1 protein-coding gene is annotated in these 1,447 nt (G+C 64.3%); it reads right to left on the reverse strand.

Features of this window, described 5'->3' with window-relative positions; translation table 11 throughout:
* Positions 1 to 14: 14 nt before the first annotated feature.
* The gene (locus tag FL311_RS43100) at positions 15 to 1,358 is read right to left on the reverse strand and encodes an IS4 family transposase (RefSeq protein WP_194869637.1); all 1,344 of its coding nucleotides are present in this window, start codon (positions 1,356 to 1,358) and stop codon (positions 15 to 17) included.
* Positions 1,359 to 1,447: the final 89 nt, after the last annotated feature.

The following is a 1,447-nucleotide window of genomic DNA, read 5'->3' on the forward strand; positions in this document are numbered from 1 at the left end:
CAATGCCGTTCACTTTAGGGACGGACGCGACGTAGGGGGCCGAGGGAGCGTGCTCGACGGACCGGGCGAGGGCGTTTCCGTGGGTAGCTGCTCATCTTGATTTTCACCGCACGCGGATACTGTCTTTGGCTTCGCCGCGGCGGGAGGATGAAGCGTTTCACCTCTTCTCGCAGGCGTCGCAGATGTTTGGGAATCGCTCCAGGGCTCGCCCCGGCCAGCCACATCCACTCGTCTCGGATGAGGCGCAGGGCCATGACGAAGCTGATTCGGGTAGGAGGCACATCGGCCTCTTCGGCGATGCGCTCCATCTCCAGTCGCACCAGATTGTAGGCCAGTCCCACGCCCCAGAGTTCCTGGGCGACCCCACCAGGCTTCTGGCTGCGGATGGCCTCCTGCCTCTCCAGCATCTCCGTCTTCACCTCGTCATAGCCGAGCTCCAACTCCCACCTCTCGTGGTAGAGAGCCACCACTTCGCTGGCGGGGAAGGCTTCGGCGTCCAGCAACGAGGTCAGCAGCCACTGGGGCTGAAAGCCTTTGCGCTGGTAGTGAATGGCACGTGCCTGGAAGCGTATCGGCAAGGAGTCGTCCTTCTGGCGGGTGTGGTAGCTCACCTCCATTTCCACCAGTTCCTCTCCTTTCCCCAAACGCTTCACCGTGCGCCAGGCAGTGTTCTTCTTCGCGCGCAGCAGCCAGTGGCGGCTCTTCCCGTCCCTCGCCAATGGCACGAGGATGTCGGCGTTGAGAAAGTGGCGGTCCATCACGCACAGCGAATCGTCCGGCACCTGGGGCCATAGATTCAGGGCGTACTCGCGCTCATCCGTCCCGTAGGGCCCAAAATGCGCCGCCGCCAGCAGGTGGCTGCGCAGGGCCATCAGAGTGACAAGCCTCACCATGGGGTAGCCGCTGAGTCCTCCGCCTCGGCCCACCACCGGCCCTCCAAAGTGCTTCCGATTCTCTTTCGAGTCCGGCACTCGCACTGTCGTGCCGTCCACTCCATACAGGGCGAGCCCTCTCCATTCATGCCGACGCGCGCTGGCGTGGGCCCACTCGTCCGCGCTCTTCTCGAAGAGCCATTTCAGCGGCTGCTCTCCCACTCTGGCGCGGGCCTGGGCCACCGCGCTCCTCGCAATCGGCTTCGGCCTGTCACTGGGCAACACCAGGTCCAATCGCTCCACCAACTCGGCGATGGGCCGGTGCCGGTACAGCGCCATGCCCAGCACCAACCAGATGACCTGTTCAGCAGGGAGCCGGCGTTTCCGGATGGTGGCCGTCCCCGTCGCCTCCAGCGCCGCCTCGACCCACTCTGGGTCAAGGCTCGCGCACAGCCGGTCGAACGCACCCTCATCCGCAGAGGGCAAGTACCCGAATGGACCTCTTCCCACGCGACCTCCTCCTTGAACGCGGTCGCGGCAGTATGATCCTTCTCCCCCTTAACTGATCGGCATTG

The sequence above is a fragment of the Myxococcus sp. AB025B genome, assembly GCF_006518215.1.
Classification (GTDB): Bacteria; Myxococcota; Myxococcia; order Myxococcales; family Myxococcaceae; genus Myxococcus; species Myxococcus fulvus.